The sequence below is a fragment of the Desulfarculus baarsii DSM 2075 genome, from assembly GCF_000143965.1.
GTDB lineage: Bacteria > Desulfobacterota > Desulfarculia > Desulfarculales > Desulfarculaceae > Desulfarculus > Desulfarculus baarsii.
In genome coordinates this window covers 2,548,291-2,570,666 of the sequence record NC_014365.1, presented here as the reverse complement: position 1 = coordinate 2,570,666, position 22,376 = coordinate 2,548,291, and the positions used below count along the sequence as shown (strand labels likewise).

The following is a 22,376-nucleotide window of genomic DNA, read 5'->3' as shown; positions in this document are numbered from 1 at the left end:
TCTACGACATGGCCACCAGTCTGCGCCAGAAGAACTTGATGTTGCCGTCGGTCTCCTGGGAGGGCCGCTCGAGCATCTCCTTGGCCAGGCCGGCGAAGGCCCGCGAGATCTCGGCCGTGGGGAAGGCCTCGACCACGGGCCTCTGCTGCATCACGGCCTTGTGCACGGCCAGGTCGGTGGGCAGGTGCCCCACGTAATCGATGGCCAGGCCGTCGAGGAAGTGATCGGCGGCGGCGGCCAGCTTGCGGTAAACCTGTTTGGCCTCGGCGGCGTCCTTGACGTTGTTGACCAGCAGCCGAAAGCGTTTTTCCTGATACGTCGTGTACATGACCTTGATCAGCGCGTAGGCGTCGGTGAGGCTTGTCGGCTCGCCGGTGGCCACGACGATGCGCTCCTGGGCCGCCGAGTTGAAATAGAGCACCGTGTCGTTGATGCCGGCGGCGGTGTCGATGATCACGGTGTCGGCGCGCAACTGATAGGAGTCGAAGACCTGCAACAGCATCATCTTCTCGTCCTTGGTCAGGCTGGTCATCTCGGCCACGCCGCTGGTGGCCGGCAGGATCTGCACGCCGCCAGGCCCTTCGAGGATCACCTCGTCGAGGGTCTTGTCGCCGTGGATGACGTCGCGGATGGTGTATTGGGGGTTGAGCCCCAGGACGATATCCACGTTGGCCAGGCCCAGGTCGGCGTCGATGATCAGCACCTTGCGCCCCAGGCGGGCCAGGCACAGGGCCAGGTTGACGGTGATGTTGGTCTTGCCGACCCCGCCCTTGCCGCTGGTGATGGCCATGGTGCGCAGCGGCGGCGCGGAGGACGCTCCTTGGCGCGGCCTTTCGGCCATGCGTCTAAGAGAAGTGGCTTGATCCATCGATGCTCCTAGCGGGTTGCGGACGGCGCCATCCTGGGCCGGTCCGATTCGCGAATGGGCCAATGGCCGATCCAGGTCGACCAATTGTAGCTGTTTTTCGTTTCGCGGGCAGGCTCATTAACACACCGCCGGCCATGTTTGCTCGCGGCGGGGCGGTAAAAGCCGCCGAGCCAGGCCGTCCAGCGTGGCCTGCTCCATGTCGTCGGGCACGCGTTGGCCGGTGGTGAGGTAGCTCACCGGCAGTTTGGCCCGCGCCACCTGGTTGAGAATCGGCCCGTAGACCGATGTCTCGTCCAATTTGGTGAAGACCAGGCTCTTGGGTTCGAACAGGGCGAAGCCTTCAATGATGCGCTTCTGATCGGCGTCGCGGGTGGGGCAGGCCAGGACCAGGTGGCGCTCCGTCTGCGGGTGGGCCGAGAGGATTGAGCGCAACTCGGCCAGATTGTCGGCGTCGCCGGGCGCGCGGCCCACGGTGTCGACCAAGATCAAATCCAGCCCGGATAGCTCCTCCACGGCGCGTTGATATTCCTTGGCCCCGCCCACCACCACCGTGGGTAAGTCCATGATCCGGCCATAGACCTTGAGCTGCTCGGCGGCGGCGATGCGGAAGGTGTCCAGGGTCACCAGGCCCACGCGCAGGCCGGCCTTCATGGCGAAAGACGCCGCCAGCTTGGCCACGGTGGTGGTCTTGCCCACGCCGGTGGGACCGACCAGGGCCCAGACCTTGGCCTGACCGCCGCCGAAGCGTGGTTCGGGGGCCACGCGCAGCATTTTTTTCAGGCGGATGGCCAACATCGGCAGCAAACCCGCGCCCTGGGGCGCGCCGAGGCCCTCCAGCAGGGCCTCGATGATCAGCGGGTCCAGCTCTTGGCCGCGCAGGTGGCGATAGATGGCGGCCAACTCGGGCCGGGCGGCGTTCTCCGCGCCCAGGTCGCTGGCCAGCATATGCCGTGAAAGCTGGCGGCGCAGGCCTTCCACCTGGCGGGCCAGTTCCTCCAGCGCGTCGCCGCCGGCCGTGGCGTCATCGGGGGCGGCCGTCGCGCGGGGCGCCGGCGTGGGCTCGGCCGGCCGGATGGGGTCGGTCTCCACCGCCGCGGCGATCTCCACCCCGCCGCTGACCTTGCCGGTGGAAAGGATCACCGCTTCGGGGCCCAACTCCTGGCGCACCAGGCGCATGGCCTGGGCCATGTCGGGGGCCGTGAAATGCCTTATGCGCAAGCTGCGCGCTCCCGTTGTCCGATCATGAAAAACCCTCTTGACTCGTTATGTCGCGTCATTTGATGGCGATATTGCCCACCGTGCGCACGGTCAGGTCGCTGACCAATTCGCTGTGGCTGAGCACGGCCAGGGTCGGCACGAAGCGCTCGACCACCCGCCGGAAGTGCCGCCGCACGACGGGAGAGCATAGCACCACCGGCGGCTGGGTCAAAGCGCCGAACTTGTCCAACTCCTTTTGCGTGACCGCGATGATCTTTTGCACCGAGCCGGGGTCCAGCGAGAGATAGGCCCCGTGGTCGGTCTGCTGCAGGGCGCCGGTGATGACGTCTTCCACCGACGGGTCCAGGGTCAGCACGTGCAACTCGCCCGAGCCGGCCCCGGTGATGGACTTGAGGATGCCCCGGGCCAGGCGCTGACGGCAATACTCGGTGAGCACCTCGGCGTCCTTGGTCAACGCGCCGTAGTCGGCCAGGGTTTCGGCGATGGTCAGCAGGTCGCGCACGCTGACCCGTTCGCGCAGCAGGTACTGCAGCACCTTTTGCATCTGGCCCAGGTTCATCACCTTGCGCAGTTCCTCGACCACCGTTGGCGCGCTTTTGGCCAGGTTTTCCAGCAGGCGGGCCACTTCCTGGCGGCCCAGCAACTCGCCCGAGTGGTTGCGGATGACCTCGGTGAGGTGGGTGGCGATGACCGTGGCCGGGTCGACCACCTGATAGCCGGCGAACTGGGCCTCCTCGCGGCGCTGGCTGGGAATCCACAGGGCCGGCAGGTTGAAGGCCGGCTCACGGGTGGGGATGCCGTCGATCTGGCGCTTGGCGTCGCCGGGGTCCATGGCCAGGAGGTAGTCGATCATCAGCTCGGCCGAGGCCACCTCGTTGCCCTTGAGCAGGATGGCGTAGCCGCCGGGCTTGAGTTGCAGGTTGTCGCGCACGTGCAGCGGCGGCACGACGATGCCCATTTCCAGGGCCAGTTGCTGGCGGATGCTGCGGATGCGCTCCAGCAGGTCGCCGTCCTGGGCCTCGTCGACCAAGGGGATCAGGCCATAGCCCACTTCCAGCTCCATCAGGTCCAGCGGCAGCAGGGCCTCGACCTGCTCGGGCCCGGGCGGTGGCGGCGCGGCGGCCTTTTGGGCGGCGTGACGCGCCTTTTCGCTGGCGGCCAGGGCGGCTTGTTTCTGGGCGCGCATCAGCACGAAGGCCAGACCGCCCACGCTAAGGCCCAGCACCATGAACGAAAAATGCGGCAGGCCCGGCACCAGGCCGAAGGCGAAGATCAATCCGCCGGCGATGGCCAGGGCCTGGGGCTGCATGCTGAACTGGCGCGTGAACTCCTTGCCCAGGGTCATGTCGCCGGCGGCGCGGCTGACGATGATGCCGGCGCTGGTGGAGATGATCAGGGCCGGAATCTGGCTGACCAGACCGTCGCCGACGGTGAGCACGGTGTAGGTGGCCGCGGCTTCGGCAAAAGGCATGTCCTGCTGGAGCGTGCCGATGAGCAGGCCGCCGAGGATGTTGATCATGGTGATGATGATGCCGGCGATGGCGTCGCCCTTGACGAACTTGGCCGCGCCGTCCATCGAGCCATAGAAGTCGGCCTCGCGGCGGATCTCGGAGCGGCGATTCTTGGCCTCGGATTCGTCGATGAGCCCGGCGTTCAGGTCGGCGTCGATGGCCATCTGCTTGCCGGGCATGGCGTCGAGGGTGAAGCGGGCGGCCACTTCGGCGATGCGCTCGGAGCCCTTGGTGATGACCATGAAGTTGATGATGACCAGGATCAGAAACACCACCAGGCCCACGACGTAGTTGCCGCCGATGACGAACTGGCCAAAGGCCTCGATGACCTTGCCGGCGGCGTCGAAGCCCTCGTCGCCGTGCAGCAGGATCAGGCGGGTGGAGGCGACGTTGAGCGAAAGGCGCAGTAGGGTGGTGATCAGCAGCACCGAGGGAAAGGCCGAGAAATCCAGCGGGCGCCTGGTGTAGAGGGCCGTGAGCAGGATGACCAGGCCGAAGGTGATATTGAAGCTGAGCATGATGTCGAGCAAAAACGTGGGCAGCGGCAGCAGCATCACCACCAAAATGCCGACAACGCCGATGGCCAGGCCGATTTCGGAGATGTTATCGGCGTCGATGGCCGGCAGCCAGGGGAATCTGCGCTCTGGTTGTTTGGCCGTTTCGGCCATGTCCACGCCGCTTCCTGGGCCTTTGCCCGGTTATTGCTTGATGGCGTCGAGCACCTGTTGATGCGTCTGTTTCTCGCGATAGACGTGGGCCAGGATGGCCGCCACCGCCCCGAAAAGCTCGAAAGGTATGCGCTGGCCCACCTCCACCGATTTGTAGAGGGCCTGGGCCAGGGGCTTGTCCTCGATGATGGGCACGTTGTTTTCCTGGGCCAGGGCCTTGATGCGTTCGGCGATCTTGTTCTGGCCCTTGGCCACCACCTCGGGGGCATCCATCTGGCCGGCCTGATAGAAGATGGCCACGGCCAGGTGGGTGGGGTTGGTGATGACCACGTCGGCTTGGGGCACGGCGGCCATCATGCGCTTCATGGCCCGCTCGCGCTGCAACTGACGGATGCGGCTCTTGACGTGGGGATCGCCCTCGGTCTGCTTGAATTCGTCCTTGATCTCCTGCTTGGACATCTTCAGGCCTTTTTCAAACTGGTATTTCTGGTAGGCGTAATCCAGGATGGCCAGGATGAACATGGCCGCCAGCGACCACAGGAAGATGCGCAGGCAGACGTCGGCGATGTAGATGAGCATGGCCGTCAGGCCGCCCAGCTTGCCGATGTTGGGGAAGTTGGGCAGTTCGTCGGCCAGGACCAGATAGGCCACCAGGCCCACCACGCAGATCTTTCCCGTGTTCTTGATGGCCTCGACCAGCATGCGCATGGAGACGAATTTCTTCAGGCCTTCGAGGGGATTGATCTTTTTCAGGTCGGGCCGCAGGCGCGAGGTGGCCAGCATGAAGCCCGTCTGGGCCACGTTCACCGCCACGCCGGCCAACACCACCGCCAGCATGAACGGGGCCAGCGTTCGCAAAAAATGGCCCATCAGGTCGATGGACAAATTATGCACCTGGGCCAGGCTGACGGGCGTCTCGGCGGCCCGGCTCAGGATATGCGTCATCATCGTGGCGCTTTGGTCGTAGACAAAGCCGCCAAAGGCGTAGAGGCACATCAGCCCGGCGAACAACACGCCGATGCTGCCCAACTCCTGGCTTTTGGCCACCTGGCCCTTTTCGCGGGCCTTGGACCTCCGTCGTGGAGTCGGTTTTTCGGTTTTTTCCTGCGCGGTATTGTCGGCCATCAGTTCACATCGCCTTCAGGAACGAGCCCAGCACCGGGCCCAAGTCCCTGAACGAAGCGCCCATGGTCACGATCATGAAGCCCATGGTCAGGGCCAGAAAAAACAGGCCCACGCCTATCTTGAGCGGCATGCCCACGATAAGGATGTTCATCTGGGGCACCGTCTTGGCCAGCACGCCCATGGCCACGTCGGCGGCCAGCAGCACGCCGATGACCGGCGCGCCAAGTTTGAGGGCCAGCTCGAACATGTCGGCGGTCATGGTCGTGAGCTGGTCGAACAAAATGCGGCTGAAGGCGAACTGGCCCGGCGGGACGATGGCGAAGCTTTCGGCCGCCGCGCTGAAAAACCAGTGGTGGCCGCCCACCGCGAAAAATACCAATATCGCGATAACATAGCAAAATTGTCCGATCACCGAGACCTGCTCGCCGCCCATGGGGTCCAAGACGTTGGCCACCGAAAAGCCCATCTGAAAGCCGGCCAGGTGTCCCATGATCTGCACCGCCGAAAACAAAAGCCGCACCGCGAAACCCAAAATGGCCCCGATCATCAGCTCGCCAAAGGCCAGGATCAAAAACGAATCCAGGCCCGTGGGAAAAAGCGCCGGGTCTATCTTGACGATGGGATGCAAAAACACGGCCAAGGCCATCGACAGGCCGGCCTTGACCGTGTCGGGGATGTTGGCCGAACCAAAAAACGGCAACAGCGCCACCAACGCCGAGCATCGCGTCAATATCAGCAGAAAATGCATCCATTGCTGATAGGTGGCGTCGGAAAAAAACACGGCCGCCCCTCACCCTCACTTGATGTAGGTGGGGATGTTCTGGATGATCGACTCGGTGTAGTTCATCATTTTGGCCAACATCCACGGCCCGAAAAACAACAGCGCCACCATCACGGCCAGGATCTTGGGCACGAAGGTCAGGGTCATCTCCTGGATTTGGGTCACTGACTGAAAGATGCTGACCAACAGCCCCACCACCATGCCCACGCCCAGCACCGGCGCGGCCATCAGCAGGGTTATCTCCATGCCCTGGCGGGCGAAACCGATGATGAAATCGACGTTCATGGCCACTCCTTCAGCCGAAGGACCGCACAAGCGAGCCCACCAGCAGGTACCAGCCGTCCACCAGCACGAAAAGCATCAGCTTGAACGGCAGCGAGATCATCACCGGCGGCAGCATCATCATGCCCATCGACAACAACACCGAGGCCACCACCATGTCGATGACCAGAAACGGCACGTAAAGTAAAAAACCGATCTCGAAGGCCGTGCGCAGTTCACTGATGACAAAGGCCGGGACCAGGGCGCTCATGGTCACGTCTTGCTCGTTGCGCGGGCGGTCCTCGCCGGCGATCTTCATGAACAGGCCCAGGTCTTTCTTGCGCGTCTGCTTGAGCATGAACTCGCGCATGGGCTTGGCCGCTTCCTCGAAAAAAGCGCTCTGGCTGATGGCTCCGTCGAGGTAGGGCTTGAGGGCCTTGTCGTGGACCTGATCAAAGACCGGGGCCATGATGAAAAACGTCAAAAACAGCGACAAGCCGACGATGATCTGGGTCGGCGGCACCTGGGGCGCGCCCAGGGCGTTGCGCAAAAGGGAAAATGACACCGCGATGCGCACGAAGCTGGTGGTCATCACCAGGATGGCCGGGGCCAGGGTCAGCACCGTCAGCAAAATGACGATTTGCAGAGCCGTGGAGACCTGTTCGGGCGAGGCGGCGTTTTGCGCGCCCAGGGTGATCGAGGGCAGGTTCAGCGGCGCGCCCTCCTGGGCCAGGGCCGTTGACGCGCCAGCCAGGGCCACGGCCAGGGTCAGCGCGGCCAGGGCCGAAGGTCGCGGCGGGCTGGTGATCATGATTTGTCCTCGGCCCGGCCGCCACGGGCTTTTTGCAGCGCGGCGGCGAAAGATTGGCGGTTTTGCGTCAGGCGGGCCACTTCCTCGGGGTCGTCGATGGTTTCCAGCAGGCTCACGCCCTGGTCGCTGACGCCCAGCACCAGCAGGCGGCCGCCCAACTCCACCAGGCCCAGCCACTTGCGCGGGCCCAACGACAGCCGGCCCACCAGCCGGAAGCCCGCGCCGCCGCCCCCGGCGTTGGGCGCGAAACGACGCATGAGCCACAGCAGGCCCCACATCAGGGCCAAAACCACCCCCAGCCCACCGGCCGTCTTGGCCAGGGCCCAGCCCAGGTCAAGCTCGGGCGGCGGGGCGGCCGGCTCCTGGGCCAGGGCCGGCCAGGCCAGCAGCAGCGCCCCGGCCAGGGCCGCGCTCATGCCAAAAAAACGCGCCATCGGCTCGGCTAACCCAACGACTTGACGCGTTCGATGGGCGAGACGATGTCGGTCAGGCGCACGCCGAACTTTTCGTTGACCACCACCACTTCGCCGCGGGCGATCAGCTTGCGGTTGACCAGGATCTCCAGCGGCTCGCCGGCCAGCTTGTTCAACTCGACCACCGAGCCCTGGCCCAGTTGCAACAGGTCGTTGATCAGCATCGACGTGCGGCCCAGTTCGACGGTCACCTCCAGGGGGATGTCGAGGATGAAGTCGATGTTCTGAGCCGGCCGTTGCAGGGCGCCGTCGCCGTCGGCCTGGCCGTCGAAAGATTCCAGCGAGGCGTTGTCGCCGGAGGGGCTGTCCCACTCGTCAGCCATGATTTGTCCTTCCTTGCCCCGTGCGCGGGAGGCCAGCGCCTCAGATCTCCGCGCCGTAATCCTTGAAGCCCTCCACCCGGAAGGCCTTGTTGCCACGCATCTGGCCGGGACGGCCCAGGAACTTGGGCACGCCCTCGACCATGGCCACCAGGTGGCCGTTGATGTCGGAATCCAACTGCAACACGTCGCCGACCTTGAGCTGGAGCAGGTCGCCGCTGGTCAGCTCGGTGCGGCCCAGCTCGACGGTGAATTCGACCTCGGCCTCGCGCAGTTGCTTGCGGAAGCGCCGCATCCATTCGTGGTCGACCTCGAGCTGGTCGCTCTGGAAGCCGGCGTAGAGCTTGGTGCGGATGGGCTCGATGGTGGAGTAGGGGATGCACACGGTGACCGTGCCGGCGGTGTGCTCCATCTCCAACTCGAACTTGACCACGATGACCACGTCGGTGGGCGGGACGATGGAGGCGAACTGGGGGTTGATCTCGGTGCGGCTGTAGACCATGGTCACTTCGTGGACCGGCTTCCAGGCGCTTTCCATGTCCTTGAGGGCCAGCATCACCACCTTGCGCGTGAGTTGCTGCTCGATGGCCGTGAAGTCGCGGCCCTCGATCTTGACGTTGCCGCCGCCGGCCCCGCCGAAAAACGTCTCGACCAGGTTGAAGACCAGCTTGGACTCCAGGACGAAGATGGCGTGGCCGCGCAAGGGGTCCATCTTGAAGATGTGCAGGCTGGTGGGCACCGGCAGCGAGCGCATGAATTCGCCGAACTTGACCATGTCCACGCTGGTGGTGGTCATGTCGACGATCTTGCGCAGGGCGCTGCTGAGGGTGGTGCGGAACAGCCTGGCGAAACGGTCGTTGATGATCTCCAGGGTGGGCATGCGGCCGCGAATGATGCGGTCCTGGTTGGTCAGATCGTAGACGATGACGCCGTCGGCCTCGGGACCGGCGTCGGTCTCGACTTCGATCTCGCCGCCGCTCATGCCCTTTAATAGGGCGTCGACCTCGTCCTGGGTTAAAATCTTGCTCATGAGCCTGCCTTATTGGATCACGAACTCGGAAAAGTATACGGCGTGGACGCTGCCCGCGCCCGCCAGATAGCGATTGAAAATGGCCAACACCTCGGTGCGCAGGCGGATCTTGCCAGCCACCTCGGCGATGTCCTGATAGGCCTTGCTGGTCAGCAGCAGCAGGATCGAATCGCGGATCTGGGGCAGGCGCGCGTCGATCTCGGCCTTGAGTTTTTCGTCGCCGGCGTCGACGGCCATGGTCAATTTGAGGTAGCGCTTGCCGCCGGGGTCGGCCAGGTTGACGACAAAGGGCTCCAACTGCACGATGGTGCCGGGTTTTTCCTGGGCCGCCCCTTCCTGGCCTTGGGCCGGGGCCGCGCCCTCGGCCGGGGCCTGGCCTTGCTGGGCGGCCGGGGCCGCCTCCGGCGGCGGGGCGTCGTCGCCGGCCAGCAAAAACCACCATGCGCCAAAGCCGGCCCCGAACAAAACGATCAGGCCCACCGCCACGATGATGATCAGCTTCATGCCGCCTTTTTTCTTGCCGCCCTCGCCGGCGCCTTCCTCTCCCGCGCCTTCCAGTTCCAGATCTTCATCAGCCATGGCGGCCTCCTTCAGGGTTTGGGTTGAGCCAGCACGACAATTTCGGTGCGCCTGTTCATGGCCCGGCGCTGGGGCGTGTCATTGGGGACCAGAGGGCGCGAATCGCCCAGGGCCGCCAGGCGCAGGCGGTCGGGCTTGAGGCCGCCGGGGTCGATCAGCCTGAGCAGCACGGCGTGGGCCCGGGCCAACGACAACGACCAGTTATCGCCAAAGCCCGAGCCGGCCCCGGGCGCGCTGGCGTCGGTGTGGCCCTCCACCGAGATGTTGGCCGAGCCGTGGGCCAGCACCGAGGCGATCTTTTTGATCGACTCCACCGCCTGAGGCGAAAGCTCGGCCTTGCCAGGGGCGAACAGCAGGTCGTTGGCCAGGGTGATCACCGTGCCCCTGGGCTCCTGGCGCACCTGGAGGCCCTGTTGCAGGCTGCCGGCCAGGTCGGTCTGGCCGCTGGGCAACTCCATCATCTCGGCCAGCTCCTGCTTGGCCAGATCCAGGTCGGCGGGGGTGGCGGTCTCCAGTTGCTCCATGATCCGCCGGTGGGCCTGCACGCCAGGCTGGTCGGTCAGGGCCATCACGCCGGCTCCGCCGCCGCCGGAAAAAACGCCGAAGGCGGCCTTGAACTTTAGCACCTCTGGCTGCTTCATGGCCAAGAGCATGACGAAAAAAGTCAACAGCAGCGTCACCAGGTCGCTGAAGGTGAACATCCAGCCCAAGGGGTCGAAGCCGACTTCCTGTTTTTTCTTGCCCGCCATGCTCGTCATTCCTCGGGGTTTGGCTGTTCCATCAGGTCGAACTGGAAGCCGCGGAAGTCCAGCTTGGGCTTCGGGTCGTTTTCGGGGATCATGTACTGGCTGGCGTCGTCGGCGTTGAAGACCAGGGCCACGCGGTTGTTCTGGCGGCGGCCCTCGGCGGTCGTGTTGCTGGCGATGGGTTGGGTTCCGGCCAGGCCAAAGGCCGCCAACCTGGAGGCGCTCACCCCCCGCGAAACCAGATGGGCCACCACGCTCAGGGCCCGTTGGGCGCTGAGCGTCCAGTTGTCCTGGCCGCCCTTGCCGCGCCAGGGCTCGTCGTCGGTGTGGCCGTAGACGCTCAGCGGATAGGCCCGGTCCTTGATCACCGCGGCCACTTCGTCCAAAAACGGCAGGATGTTGGGGCTGAGCTTGGCCGAACCGGGCGCGAAGAGCATGTCGGCGTTGATGACCACCGTGCGCATGCCCTGGGAGCGCAGTAGACGCACCTGGTCGTCCAGGCGGTTTTCGAACACCATGCCCCGCAGCACCACGTAGTCCTCGTCGATGGGATTCATGGCCGCCACCACGGCGCTGGAGCTTTGCATGGTCTGGGTGGTGAAGGGCTTGACGCCGCCTTCCTGAAAGCCGAACGAATCCATCAGCGACTTGTAGGCTTGCCTGACTTTTGACTCCTCGGTGGCCCCCATCGAGTTGAGCAGGATGAAAAAGGCCAACAGCAGGATCATCAACGCGGTGTAGAGCACCACGATGCCCGGTGAGGCCTGTTCTTCTTGCTTTTTGCGGGCCACTAGCGCGCCTCTTTTCGCCAGCCTACTTGAACACCGATTGGCGCAGGTTGGGCGGAATGAAGCTGTGCAGCTTCTGTTCGATCACCCGGGGGTTGTCGCCCCGGGCGATGCTGAGGATGCCGTTGAGCATGATTTCCTTGGTCATGACCTCCTCGGACGAGCGGTTTTTCAGCTTGCCGCTCATGGGCAGAAAGATCATGTTGGCCATCACCGAGCCATAGAAGGTGGTGAGGATGGCCACGGCCATGGCCGGGCCGATGGACGAAGGGTCGCTCATGTTCTGGAGCATCTGCACCAGGCCGATGAGCGTGCCGATCATGCCCATGGCCGGGGCGAAGGTGCCCATGGTCATGAATATCTCCGCGCCCAGGCGGTGGCGCTCGCCGACATAGTCTATCTCGGTCTCCAGGATTTCCTTGATGGAGGCCGGCTCCAGGCCGTCGATGGTCAGTTGCAGGCCCTTGGCCAGGAAGGGGTCGTCGACTTCCTTCATCGACGACTCCAGGGCCAGGATGCCCTCGCGCCGGGCCCTGGTGGCGAACTCGACGAACTGGGAGATTATTTTGCCCACCGGCACGATCTTGTAAAAGAACAAATGCTTCATTATGCTGAAGAGCTTGACGATATCCCGCATCGGGTAGTTGATCAGCGTCACGCCGATGGTGCCGCCGATGACGATGAGGATACTGGCCGGGTCGATGAACATCGTCAGGCTGCCGCCGTAAAGCATGGCGGCGAGCACCAGGGCGAAGGCGCTGACTATGCCGATTATGGTTGCCAGGTCCATCGATCACTCCTTGGCGGATGGCCTCGTTGATTACTAAGCAAATTGGATGCCATCTGGCCCACGATGTCAACAGAGTTGTTTTTACCAAAAAATCGTTAGGTTAGGCAACAAGTTATACAAAAAAACGCCCCGCCGGCCGGCAACGGCCGGCCGCTGGGGCGTCAAAAAGAACGCTCAGTCAACAATATGACGCCCCCGGCCGCGCGGACCGGGGGCGAAACGATGCCTGAAGGATCGAGTGGGCGGCGGTTAACGCTTGAGGTTGATCAGCTCCTGGAGCATCTGGTCGGTGGTGCTGATGCTCTTGCTGTTGGCCTGATAGGCCCGCTGGTAGAGGATCATCTTGACCATCTCGGTGGCCAGGTCCACGTTGGACTGCTCCAGCGCGCCGGATTCGATGCTGCCGGTGCCGCCCTGGCCAGGGGTGTTTTCGATGGGCTCGCCCGACTTGGTGGTCTGACTCCAGAGGTTGTCGCCCTCGCGGGCCAGGCCCTCGGGGTTGGCGAAGTCCACCAGCATGACCTGGCCCAGGGTCTTGAGCTGGCCGTTGGAGAAGGTGCCGGTGATCACGCCGTCGGTGCCGATGTCCAGGCTTTGCAGGGTGCCGCGGGTGGAGCCGTCCTGATAAAGGTAGAACGTCTCGTTGGAGCCGGCCGACTGGGTGGAGGCGGCGCTGGCGGTGGGCGAGTAATCGATGGTGATGGTCTGGGGCTGGACGGCGTCCTCGAAGTAGTAGTCGAGTTCGACCTGGCCGTTGAGGTCCAGCACGCCGTTGGTTTCATCGCGGGCGACGGTGGTCTGGGTGGCGGTGGTGAAGCCCACGCCGGCCTCGCTGCCCAGGGTGTTGGTGCTGAGGAACTCATCGACGTCGATGGTGTAGGTCGAGCCGGCGCCAGCCACGTTGCGGGTCAATTGCAGGGAATAGGTGCCGTCGGCGTTTTCCAGGGCGCTGGCGGTGACTTCGTGGGCGCCGCCGGTGGTGGTGCCGTCCCAGCCGTTGGTCAGGGTCGAGCCGCTGAGGTCGATGGAGCCGCCGCCGCCGTTCAGGTCCATGGCCAGGGTCACCGCGTTGCCAGCCACGCCGACGCTGTCGTAGGCCAGGCTGATAGTGCCGCCGGCGGTGTAGGTGGCGGTGACGTTGGGCACGTTGGCCGTGATGGCCGTGGCCAAGTCGGCCAGGGTGGCCCAGGGATTGGCCCCGGTGGCCGTGCCGCCGCCGTCATAGGAGAAGGTGACGCCGCCCACGGTGATGGTGGCGTCGTCGGCCATGCCGGTAGTGTCGATCTGCAGGGTGCCGGTGGCCGTGTTGCCGGCGTTGATCATGTTGGCCAGTTCGCTCAGGGTGGTCGTGTCGTCGCCGGTCACGCTGAAGTCGGGCTCGGTGGAGCTGTCGTGGCTGACGCTCAGGTCAAAGGGCCCGTTGGCGTTCTTGGCGTGGATGGTCACCACGCCCGAGCCTTCGTTGACCGCGTAGTAGTTGACCGCCGGGCTGGCCCCGTTGATCTGGTCGCACAGTTCGGCCGCGGCCTGGGCCGGAGTCAGGCCGTCGGTGAGGGTGTAGGCCGCGTCGGCGCCCACGGTGACCGAGGTCGAGGAGGTGGTTCCCGTACCGGCGAAGGTGACCGTGCCGGAGGTGCGGATGACCTGGTCGCTGGCCCCCGCGCCGTCGAAGGTGAGCTGGCCGCCCAGGGCGGTGGCGATGTCGCTGGTGCTGGAGGAGACCTTGCCGCCATAGACATAGGTGTCGCCGTAGCCGGAATCGCCGGTGGAGACGCCCACCAGGTGGCCGCTGGTGTCGAACTGCATATAGTAGGTCTTGGCGTTGACCGCATCGAGGTACTCGGCGGTGGTGGCGTAATCGTCCTCGTTGGGATGATAAACGCCGTCGACGCTCTCGAAGGCGGTGACCTTCCAGAAGGAAGTGGCCCCATTGGCCTTGGTGCCGTTGTAGGTGGTCAGGCGCTGGTAGAACATCGACAGGTTGTGACCCACGCCCAGGCTGTCGTAGGTGCGGGTGGTGTTGACGTAGTTCCAGGTGCTTTGGTCCGAGGGATCGATGAGTTGGGACGGATGCAGCTTCTTGGTGTCCTCGGAGTTGAGGTTCATCGAGATGTCGATGGCGCTGGTGGCGATGGCGTCGGTCTGGACCGTGGTTATGCGCAGGTCCGCCGGCACGGCCAGGATGTCGCCGTTGGCGTCGACGTTGTAGCCCTGCAGGCGATAACCCTGGGGGTTGACCATGTAGCCTTCGGTGTCCAGCAGGAACTGGCCGGCCCGGGTGTAATACTTGGCGGTCTGGCCCGCGGAGGTGTTGTTGACCTGGAAGAACCCGCCGCCGTTGATGGCCATGTCGGTGGGCACGTCGGTGGTCTCGAACGAGCCCTGGGTCAGCAGGTTCTGCACGCTGAGCACCTTGGCGCCGGTGCCCACCTGGTTGACCACCGTGCCGCCGACGGTCAACGAGTGGATCATCACGTCGCCGAAGTTGACCCTGGAGGCCTTGTAGCCATGGGTGTTGACGTTGGCCACGTTGTCGGCCACGGCGCTGAGCGCCTGCCCGTGGACGTTGAGGCCGGCGACTCCCGCCCACATCGCGGTTAACATGCCCATATGTCACGGCTCCTTTCGTTCGTGTCCCCCGGCGGTTGGCCCCGCGGACGGCAAACGGGTGTTTTGTTCTAGAGCAGCAGGGCGGTCAGCGCGCCGATGGAGCCAAGGGCCTTGACCACGTCGCTGGTGCTGATGCTGCTTTCGTCTTCCTCGGCCTTGGCCGCCAAAGCTTCCAACTCGGACAGGCTTTCCTCGGCCTCTTCTTGTTCCGTCTCGTCTTCCTCGGTGGTTTCGCCATCGGATGGGGCGTTGACGGCCAAGACGCCGTCTATGGCGATGGCCGTGTCACCAAGCAGCAGATAAACGTTGCCCGAGCCGTCGTCCATGTAGCCGGTAACCTTGGCGGTGATGGTCTGGCCGTAGACATCCACCGTCTCGCCCACCGACGAAGTCGCCTCGATGGTGATGGTGTAGGCCCCGTCCTCGACCGCCTGGCCCGCGTCATCGGTGGCGTCCCAGGTGAAGTAGTTCTGCCCGGCCGCGACCGTGCCCAGGTCCACCGTGGCCACGGTCACGCCGTTTTCGTCGGTGATGATGGCCTGGGCCTCGGCGGCGTAATCCAGATAGAAGCCCATCTCGCCGGCCTCGCCGTCGATCACCGGCATGACGTTTCCACTGACGGTGACCTCCTTGCCCAGGTAGCCCAGGGCCACGCTCTTGTCCATGGAGGTCTGCAGGTCGCTTATGCCTTCCATGCTTTCGGCGATCTGGGTCAGCTTTTCCAACTGGCTGAAGGTGGCCAGTTGGGCGGTGAACTCGGTGTTGTCCATGGGGTCCAGGGGGTTCTGGTTGGTCACCTGGGCCATGAACATGGTCAGGAAGGCGTCCTGGCCCAGCGAATCGTCGATGCTGGAGCTGCTGGTGTCCGTCGTCGAGGTGGAACCGTAAATCTCGCCGGTGTAAGTCGAAGGTATCATTTATATCCCTCCCGTCCTCAGGCGAAGAGGTTGATCCGGCTGACGCCGATGAAGGTGGCCGGCATTATCTGGTCCGGCTCTTCCTCGGCCGAGCCGCTGGCGCCATCGCCCTGGCCTTGGCCGTCGCCGTGACGGTTGGAGCCGTTCTGGCCGCCCGAGGCGTCGGCCCCGGCGGTTTGGCGATCCTGGCTGGCGTTGGAGCCCAGGGCCACCTCGATTTTTTCCACGCGGATGCCTTGCTGGGCCAGCCGGTCCTGCAACTCGCCCAGGCCCGATTCCAAGGCCAGCTTGGCCGAGGGCGTCTCGGCGGTCAGCGTGGCCGTGACCGCGCCGTCCTTGACCGAGATCTCCATCTCCAGCGCGCCCAGGTGCTCGGGCTTGAGGTTGAGGGTCAGCTGGGTCTGGTTGGCCCGGACCATGGAGGCCATCTGCTGGGCCACCTGGCGCACCACGTAGGCCGGCAGGGCCTTGCTGACCGCGTCGCCGATCTGGACGGCTGAACCCTTGCCGGCCGCGGACGCCGCGCCAGCCAGGGCGTTTTCGGTCGTGCGCGCGCCGGTCTCGGCCTTGTCGGAGGCGCCGGCGACGGCCGCGCGGGCCTGGGCCGCGGCCTGCTGGGCCTGCGCGCCGGCCTGTTGCTGGCCGGCCTGGCCGCCGTTGCTGCCGCCGCCGCTGAAGCTGTTGCCGGTGGCCTTGGCCAGGGCGGCTGCCTCCGCCGCCGTCGAGCCGACGCCGGTCTGGCCCTGGGTTTGCCCCTGGGCCTGCTCGCCGTCGGCTTGGGTCGCCTGGGCGGCTTGGGCGTTGGGATTGGTCTGGGCGGCGTTGGCCTGCTGGCCCGGCGTTTGGGCGTTGGGGTTGGCCTGGGTCGCCTGACCGGTTTGCTCCGTGGCGGCCTGGCCCGAGTCGGCCGTGGTTTGGTTGGCCTGGGCCTGGCTTGGCGGGCTTTCCAGGCGTTGGTTCACCTGCTGGCGCAGCTGTTGGGCCAAGTCCTGGCCGTCGCTGTTTTTCACCTTGGCCTGGCTGGTGAGCTGCAAAATCAGTTGGCCGGTCTTGGTATTGCCCTTTTCGGCCGCGGCCTGCAGGATCTCCAGCATGCCCTGGGGCGAGACGCCGCCCTTGCCGTCGCCGGCCCGGGCCAACAGCGTCGTTATCTCCTGCTCGTCCAGGCCCAGCTTGCCCATGAGGTCGCGCATCACCGAAAGATCGACGCTCTTGACCGTGGGGTCGGCCTTGGCCAACAGATCCTGGATGCCCGTGAGGTTGATCATCTCGCCATCGCGGGAGGCGGCCTCGAAGAACTGGCGGATGTCCTCGGCCGGCACGCCCAGGTCTTGCAAGGCCTGGATCAGCAGGGGCTTGTCGTTTTCGGCGATGAAAAGATTCGTGCCCACGGTGGGGGTGTATTGGGGCAAAACCTGGAACAGCGCGCCGACGTTGATGTCGCCGTTGTCGTCGGTGGCCCGACGGACGATTTCGTCGGCCTGGTCCTCGGTGTAGCCGCTGGCGACGAGCACCTCTTTGACTTGCTCGCGCGACTGGGCCGGCAGGGTCATTTCGTCCAGGGACTGGCCCGAATCGCGCAGGGACCGCTCCAACTTGGCCACGGGGGTGTTGGGCGGCGAGACCAGCGCCGTCTCGTCGGTGGTGGAAGAAGTCTGGGCGAGCGCCGCCTTGGTGGTGGTGGTCGTGTCGGTCTGAAGCGTGGCCTGTTCCTTGGCCTGGATCTTGGTGGAAAGCGCGGCCAACAGGGCGTCGAAACCGCCGCCCGCCTGGCCCTTGGCGCCCAGGGCCCAGAGGGCCGCCGAGCCGGCGGTCTTGTCGATGCTCATTTCCAGTGCGTTCACTCTGGCCTCCAGTTGCTGTGGCGTCGCTTGGGGACGCCTCGACTATCCGAAGACTCTGCAAAGTGGGTGCCATCGGGGATTTTTGAAAAAAAACGATTATTATCAATATGATGACGCCAGGTAAGGTTGCGTGCGCCGGGCAAAAGCCGCCGTCGCCGGCCCTTTCTGCCCAGTTGCCGCGATGCATATTTTGCCGCGCCCCGTCGGAGCGAGACTTTCCGACCAAAGCATGGTGGTTTGTTACATTAGGGTTACGAATTGGGTTGACGGAGTGAGCACGGCGCGATAACACAGGCCCGACGTCAGACTTTCGTTGGCCATGTCGAAGCGGCCTTTGCCGGCGGGAAAGGGCGTCGCCAGCAAAACGCTAATTGGAGCACGAGGTTGGACCTGGTATATACGGTGGCCTTCCAGGCCATGGGCGGCCTGGGCCTGTTTTTGTTCGGCATGAAGCTGATGTCCGAGGGCCTGCAGCGGGTGGCCGGCGATCGTTTGCGCTCGTTTCTGGAGATGGTCTCGACCAATCGGGTGGTCGGCGCGTTGACGGGCACGCTGGTCACGGCGGTGGTGCAGTCGTCGTCGCTGACCACGGTGACGGTGGTGGGCTTTGTCAACGCCGGCCTGCTGACCCTGACCCAGGCCATGGGCGTGATTCTCGGGGCCAACGTGGGCACGACCATGACCGCCCAGATTATCGCCTTCGATCTGACCGCCTTCGCGCCGGTGGCCATCTTCATCGGCGTGGGCATCAGGTTTTTCGCCAAGCGCCGGCGCTGGCGCGACATCGGCGAGGTGATCCTGGGCTTTGGCATGCTGTTTTTCGGCATGGAGATGATGAAGGACGGCTTCAAGCCGTTGCGTGATCACCCCGATTTCAACAGCTTTTTCTTGATGTTCGACGCCAAGGACATGCTCGGGGTGATCCTGTGCGTCGTCAGCGGCGCGGCGCTGACGATGCTTTTGCAGTCCAGTTCGGCCACGGTGGGCATCACCATGGCCCTGGCCAGCCAGGGCTTGCTGACCTTCCCCGGCGCGGTGGCCCTGATCCTGGGCGAAAACATCGGCACCACCATCACCGCCGAACTGGCCTCCATCGGCGGCACGCTCACCGCCCGCCAGGCGGCTCGGGCCCACACCATGTTCAACGTCATCGGCGTGTGCATCGTGCTGACGGTGTTTCGACCGTTCGTCGGCTTGGTCGAGTGGTTCACCATGGAGGTCATGGCCAGCGCGCCGGTCAGTGGGGCCAACGTCGGCCGCTACATCGCCAACAGCCACACCATGTTCAACGTGCTCAACGCCACGTTTTTCCTCTTCGCCCTGCCGCTTTTGGTCAAGGCCGCCATGCGCCTGACCCGCGGCGGCAAAAACGACTGTTCCGTCGAGGAGTTGGGCCGCGCCTGCTATCTCGATTCGCGCTACGTCGACAACCCCTCTGTGGCCCTGACCCAGGCCCGCGACGAGGCCGTGCGCATGGGCAACATCGCCCAAGAGATGTACCGCGACGTGACCAACGTCATGTTCAATCGCAAGTTGGACCTGCTCTCGCGCTGGCGGCAGCGCGAAGAGGCCCTGGACCGCCTGCAACGCGAGATCACCGAGTTTCTGGTCAAGGTCAGCCAGGGCAACATCACCGAGGCCGAAAGCCGCGAGATCGCCTCGCTGCTGCGCATGGTCAACAACGTCGAACGGGTGGGCGACGCGGTGGAGAACGTGGCCGAATTGGTCGAGGAGATGATCGAAAACAACCTGCACCTGGCCGAGCAGGGCCAGCGAGACTACCGCGAGATTCGCAACAAGGTGGCCAACTTCCTGGAGCTGGTCGTGCGCGGCATGGCCGAGCGCGACCGCGAGATCATGGAGCAGGCCCAGGCCATGGAGGACGAAATCGACCTCATGCGCGAACGCATGCGCGACGATTATCTGGGCCGCCTGCGTTCGGGCGTCTGCACCGTCGATCCGGGCCTGATCTTCATCGATATGCTCACCAACTTCGAAAAGATCGGCGACTACTCCTACAACATTGCCCAGGCCGTGGCCGGCAAGCGATGAACTAGTCAGAATAATTGGTCAAAAGCGGCCGCCGGGCAAGCAAATGGTTGTCGGCGGCCGCTGTTTTGTGCAATGCTAGCGCGTCTGGTTTGTGATCAACCGCAAAAGCCGCCGCGGCGACGAGGGAAAGCATGCCCAATCCCGAACAAGCGCAAAACAAGGGCCAGCAAAAATACACGGCCACCCAATTTTATCAAAAAGTCGCCCTGGCCATCATCGCCATCAACGCCTGTGGCGCGGCGCTTTGCATGTTCTACTTCATGGTCATGGACACCCCGGCCTTTTATCAGGGCATGCAGAATTACCCCCGCGCCACCCTGACCTTGGCCGTGATCCTCATCACCATCGGCCTGCTGCTGACTTGGCCCTGGGGCCGTAAGATCATGATCTGCTGGCGGGCCATGGAGGCCTGCCAAAAGCCCGATCCCAAGCTCTTGGCCTCGGCCCAGCGCAAGATCATCAACGCGCCGCTGACCCTTTCGCTGCTGACCCTGGTCAACTGGACGGTCAACTCCCTGGTCTTGGCGGCGGTGCGCTATGTCGACTACGTGCCGATCAAGGGCGACTCGGGCCAGTTGGGCGAGGCCGGCTACGTGCTGGCCGGCGTGTTGGCCGCCGGGGTGGTGGCCTCGTGCGTGGTGTTCTTTTACGCCGACCACCTGTTCCGGCCGATCCGGAGTTATTTTTTCCGGGGCGGCGAGATCCTCCACGTCCAGAATGTCTTTCACCTGAGCGTGCGCACCAGGCTGGTGGTGGCCTTCCTCACCGGCGGCGTGTTTCCGTTGCTTTCGCTGGTGGTGATGGTCCACCGCAAAACCAGCCAACTGGTGCAGACCAACCCCTGGGCCATCCCCGAGACGGTCTTCAACATGCAGATCTTCGCGGTGGTGATCGCGCTGGCGCTGATCGTCTTTCTCATTTTCATGATCGAGCGCAGCGTCTCCGAGCCGTTGGAGGGCATCCACCGGGCCATGGGCAAGGTCCGCGACAGCAGCGAGGACGTGCCCATGGTGCCCGTGACCAGCAACGACGAACTGGGCTATTTGGCCGATAGCTTCAACAAGATGCTCCAGGGCATCGAGATCCTCCACGCCGTGAGCATGAACTTCGACCTGGGCGGGGCCGACGAGTTCAACTGCGCGCCCGAGAACCCCGACAAAAAGCAGAGCTGACGGCCAGTCTCAGGCCAGGCGCCAGCGGCGTCCGGCTATCTCGATGGCGTAGCCGTCGCCGTCCTCCACCAGGCGTTCGGTGAGCTGATAATAGGCCTGGCGCAAGAAGCGGGCCGGGAACGCGCCATTTTTGATCGCGCAGTAGAGCACGCCCTCGTCGCCCAGGCGTAACGTCGCCGGGTCCAGGCGCTCCTGGCTGCCGTCACTGACGTGAATCATCACGCCATCGTCATCGAACCAGGCCCGCTGGATCACATGAAAGGTGTCGGCCACCTCCAACTGACAGCGCTGCTGGCCCACTTTCAGGAAATAGAGCCCGTCCTCGTAGTAGACCGACTCGTAGATCAGCTCGATGATGCCGGGGTGGACCATGGGCGCGCCGTCGTGGGACATGCGGCCCTCGACGTCGACCTGGATCATGCACGGCGGCAGTTTGCCTTCCCAGCCCTCGGGCATGAAGGCGCTGAGATCGGGTTTTGTTTCCTCGCTCATCGCTGGCTCCTCGCATCATGGCGGGACGCGTTTGGCTGGCCCGCTAGAATGTCTTTTCGCTGTCGAGCAACAGGGTCACCGGCCCCTGGTTGACCAGGCTGACGTCCATCATCGCCCCGAACTGGCCCGTGGCCACGCCCAGGCCCAGCTCGCGCAGGCGCGCCACGAAAAGTTCGTAGAGCGCCAACGCCTTGCCCGGCTCGGCCGCCCGGCCAAAGGAGGGCCGCCGGCCCTTGGCGCAGTCGCCCCACAGGGTGAACTGGCTGACCACCAGCACCTGGCCGCCGATCTCGCCCACCGAGAGGTTCAATTTGCCGGCCTCGTCGGCAAAGACCCGCAGGCCGGCGATCTTGTCGGCCAGCCACAGGGCCTGGGGCGGCTCGTCGGCCTGGCCCACGCCCAAGAGCACCACAAGCCCCGCGCCGATGCGGCCGACCTCGCGGCCGTCCACCGTCACGCTGGCCTGGCCGACCCTCTGCGCCACCGCCCGCATGAGCCCCTCAGCCCAGGTGGTCGATCATGCCGGCCAGATAGCCGCCGCCAAAGCCGTTGTCGATGTTGACCACGCTCAGGCCGGGCGCGCACGAATTGAGCATGCCCAACAGCGCCGCCAGCCCGCCAAAGGCCGCGCCATAGCCGATGGAAGTGGGCACCGCCACCACCGGCCGATCGACCAGCCCGGCCACCACCGAGGGCAGCGCGCCCTCCATGCCGGCCACCACCACGAAGCAACTGGCGCTGCGCAACACGTCGGCGGCGGCCAGCAGGCGGTGCAGGCCGCTGACGCCCACGTCGAAAACGCGCTCGACCTTGGAGCCCATCAACTCGGCGGTGAGCACGGCCTCCAGGGCCACGGGCAGATCGGATGTGCCGGCGGCGACCACGGCCACCTTGCCCTTGCCCGGCGGCGGCGGTTGCTTGGCCGGCGCGCTCAGGCAGCGGGCCTCGGGCTCATGGGCCAACTGGGGCATCAGGCGCTTGACCTCGGCGGCCTTTTCGGGGCTGACCCTGGTGACCAGCACGGCCGCGCCCTGGGCGTAAATGGCCTGGGCGATGCGCGCGATCTGGGCGGCGGTCTTGCCCTGGCCGAAGATAACCTCGGGAAAACCCTGGCGCATGGCCCGGTGATGATCGACCTTGGCGAAGCCCAGATCCTCGAAAGGCAGGGTCTTCAGCCGGCCAAAGGCCTCGTCGGGGCTGACGCCGCCGTCGGCCACCTGTTGCAGAAGTTTGCGAATTTTCTGTGTCTCCAAACCGCCGGCCTTGTCCTTTGCAGTGGGATGACATATGATGTTGTCGAGGCATTTTATACTGTTAATC

Annotated in this window: 21 protein-coding genes and 1 pseudogene; 2 read left to right on the top strand and 20 right to left on the bottom strand. The window is 64.6% G+C overall.

Annotated features, from left to right (window positions below):
* Position 1: 1 nt before the first annotated feature.
* From DEBA_RS11580 to DEBA_RS11500, 17 genes and pseudogenes are all read right to left on the bottom strand, one after another.
* Positions 2-868 carry a MinD/ParA family protein gene (locus tag DEBA_RS11580; RefSeq protein ID WP_013259122.1) on the bottom strand — a complete coding sequence of 289 codons (867 nt, stop codon included), beginning with the start codon at positions 866-868 and terminating at the stop codon, positions 2-4.
* Between the two features lie 117 nt (positions 869-985).
* A complete protein-coding gene (flhF, locus tag DEBA_RS11575; RefSeq protein ID WP_013259121.1) occupies positions 986-2,086 on the bottom strand; it encodes a flagellar biosynthesis protein FlhF in 1,101 nt (366 codons plus the stop codon).
* 55 nt (positions 2,087-2,141) lie between these two features.
* Positions 2,142-4,265: a flagellar biosynthesis protein FlhA gene (gene flhA, locus DEBA_RS11570; protein WP_013259120.1), complete on the bottom strand. Its 2,124-nt coding sequence runs from the start codon at positions 4,263-4,265 to the stop codon at positions 2,142-2,144.
* A gap of 30 nt (positions 4,266-4,295) precedes the next feature.
* Positions 4,296-5,390, bottom strand: a complete 1,095-nt coding sequence (flhB, locus tag DEBA_RS11565) for a flagellar biosynthesis protein FlhB (RefSeq protein WP_013259119.1) — start codon at positions 5,388-5,390, stop codon at positions 4,296-4,298.
* A gap of 4 nt (positions 5,391-5,394) precedes the next feature.
* Positions 5,395-6,171 (bottom strand): flagellar biosynthetic protein FliR, encoded by a 777-nt coding sequence (fliR, locus tag DEBA_RS11560; RefSeq protein WP_013259118.1) that lies wholly within the window; start codon positions 6,169-6,171, stop codon positions 5,395-5,397.
* 15 nt (positions 6,172-6,186) lie between these two features.
* The gene (gene fliQ / locus DEBA_RS11555) at positions 6,187-6,456 is read right to left on the bottom strand and encodes a flagellar biosynthesis protein FliQ (RefSeq protein WP_013259117.1); all 270 of its coding nucleotides are present in this window, start codon (positions 6,454-6,456) and stop codon (positions 6,187-6,189) included.
* 10 nt (positions 6,457-6,466) lie between these two features.
* Entirely contained in the window at positions 6,467-7,243 is a 777-nt protein-coding gene (fliP, locus tag DEBA_RS11550) for a flagellar type III secretion system pore protein FliP (RefSeq protein ID WP_013259116.1), read from the bottom strand.
* A complete protein-coding gene (gene fliO / locus DEBA_RS11545) occupies positions 7,240-7,677 on the bottom strand; it encodes a flagellar biosynthetic protein FliO (protein ID WP_013259115.1) in 438 nt (145 codons plus the stop codon). Before fliO ends, fliP begins: the two co-directional genes overlap by 4 nt.
* An 8-nt stretch (positions 7,678-7,685) precedes the next feature.
* Positions 7,686-7,937 (bottom strand): annotated as a pseudogene (gene fliN, locus DEBA_RS11540) (flagellar motor switch protein FliN); the annotation flags it as partial.
* Positions 7,938-8,079: 142 nt separating this feature from the next.
* The gene (fliM, locus tag DEBA_RS11535; protein ID WP_013259113.1) at positions 8,080-9,066 is read right to left on the bottom strand and encodes a flagellar motor switch protein FliM; all 987 of its coding nucleotides are present in this window, start codon (positions 9,064-9,066) and stop codon (positions 8,080-8,082) included.
* A gap of 9 nt (positions 9,067-9,075) precedes the next feature.
* Positions 9,076-9,645 (bottom strand): flagellar basal body-associated FliL family protein, encoded by a 570-nt coding sequence (locus DEBA_RS11530; RefSeq protein WP_013259112.1) that lies wholly within the window; start codon positions 9,643-9,645, stop codon positions 9,076-9,078.
* Positions 9,646-9,656: 11 nt separating this feature from the next.
* A complete protein-coding gene (locus tag DEBA_RS11525; RefSeq protein ID WP_013259111.1) occupies positions 9,657-10,394 on the bottom strand; it encodes an OmpA/MotB family protein in 738 nt (245 codons plus the stop codon).
* A gap of 5 nt (positions 10,395-10,399) precedes the next feature.
* On the bottom strand, positions 10,400-11,182 hold the full coding sequence (locus DEBA_RS11520; RefSeq protein ID WP_013259110.1) for an OmpA/MotB family protein: 783 nt from the start codon (positions 11,180-11,182) through the stop codon (positions 10,400-10,402).
* A 22-nt stretch (positions 11,183-11,204) separates the two neighbouring features.
* Positions 11,205-11,969, bottom strand: a complete 765-nt coding sequence (locus DEBA_RS11515) for a flagellar motor protein (protein WP_013259109.1) — start codon at positions 11,967-11,969, stop codon at positions 11,205-11,207.
* A 249-nt stretch (positions 11,970-12,218) separates the two neighbouring features.
* Positions 12,219-14,579 carry a flagellar hook-basal body complex protein gene (locus DEBA_RS11510; RefSeq protein ID WP_013259108.1) on the bottom strand — a complete coding sequence of 787 codons (2,361 nt, stop codon included), beginning with the start codon at positions 14,577-14,579 and terminating at the stop codon, positions 12,219-12,221.
* A 68-nt stretch (positions 14,580-14,647) separates the two neighbouring features.
* Complete coding sequence (locus DEBA_RS11505) at positions 14,648-15,496, bottom strand: flagellar hook assembly protein FlgD (protein ID WP_013259107.1); 849 nt, start codon at positions 15,494-15,496, stop codon at positions 14,648-14,650.
* Positions 15,497-15,513: 17 nt separating this feature from the next.
* Positions 15,514-17,340 carry a flagellar hook-length control protein FliK gene (locus DEBA_RS11500; RefSeq protein WP_013259106.1) on the bottom strand — a complete coding sequence of 609 codons (1,827 nt, stop codon included), beginning with the start codon at positions 17,338-17,340 and terminating at the stop codon, positions 15,514-15,516.
* 384 nt (positions 17,341-17,724) lie between these two features.
* Between DEBA_RS11500 and DEBA_RS11495 the strand changes: the two genes are divergently transcribed.
* Positions 17,725-19,392, top strand: coding sequence for a Na/Pi cotransporter family protein (locus DEBA_RS11495; protein ID WP_013259105.1), 1,668 nt, complete (start codon positions 17,725-17,727; stop codon positions 19,390-19,392).
* 131 nt (positions 19,393-19,523) lie between these two features.
* A complete protein-coding gene (locus tag DEBA_RS11490) occupies positions 19,524-20,564 on the top strand; it encodes a HAMP domain-containing protein (protein WP_013259104.1) in 1,041 nt (346 codons plus the stop codon).
* Between the two features lie 9 nt (positions 20,565-20,573).
* Here DEBA_RS11490 and DEBA_RS11485 read toward each other — a convergent pair whose 3' ends face one another.
* The 3 genes from DEBA_RS11485 to larB are packed head-to-tail and all read right to left on the bottom strand — an operon-like array spanning position 20,574 to position 22,309.
* Positions 20,574-21,056, bottom strand: a complete 483-nt coding sequence (locus DEBA_RS11485) for a DUF1285 domain-containing protein (RefSeq protein ID WP_013259103.1) — start codon at positions 21,054-21,056, stop codon at positions 20,574-20,576.
* Between the two features lie 43 nt (positions 21,057-21,099).
* The gene (gene dtd / locus DEBA_RS11480; RefSeq protein ID WP_013259102.1) at positions 21,100-21,549 is read right to left on the bottom strand and encodes a D-aminoacyl-tRNA deacylase; all 450 of its coding nucleotides are present in this window, start codon (positions 21,547-21,549) and stop codon (positions 21,100-21,102) included.
* A gap of 7 nt (positions 21,550-21,556) precedes the next feature.
* Positions 21,557-22,309 carry a nickel pincer cofactor biosynthesis protein LarB gene (gene larB, locus DEBA_RS11475; protein ID WP_013259101.1) on the bottom strand — a complete coding sequence of 251 codons (753 nt, stop codon included), beginning with the start codon at positions 22,307-22,309 and terminating at the stop codon, positions 21,557-21,559.
* Between the last annotated feature and the right edge of the window lie 67 nt (positions 22,310-22,376).